The sequence below is a fragment of the Enterococcus sp. VV15 genome, from assembly GCF_005236045.1.
Classification (GTDB): Bacteria; Bacillota; Bacilli; order Lactobacillales; family Enterococcaceae; genus Enterococcus_B; species Enterococcus_B durans.
Genome location: NZ_QPTY01000143.1, coordinates 1 through 206 on the forward strand (window position 1 = coordinate 1; position 206 = coordinate 206).

A 206-nucleotide genomic window follows, 5' to 3' on the forward strand; every position below is an offset into this window, starting at 1 on the left:
CAAAAAGACCGAAGCTCGAAAGGTCTAGTAGATAAAATAGTTGAAGGCCCAACGCCAAGACCGTTTTCAGGGGCAAATGTAAGAAACGGAAGCTTTGAAGATGAATTAAAAAAAGCGGTGCAACAACGTCAAAAAGACCGAAGCTCGAAAGGTCTAGTAGATAAAATAGTTGAAGGCCCAACGCCAAGACCGTTTTCAGGGGCAAA

At 43.2% G+C, this 206-nt stretch carries 1 protein-coding gene; it reads left to right on the forward strand.

Annotation, left to right across the window (positions count from 1 at the left end; all coding sequences use genetic code 11):
* Positions 1–206, forward strand: a 206-nt coding sequence (locus DVW83_RS15140) for a hypothetical protein (protein ID WP_161569470.1), incomplete at both ends; no start/stop codon positions are given.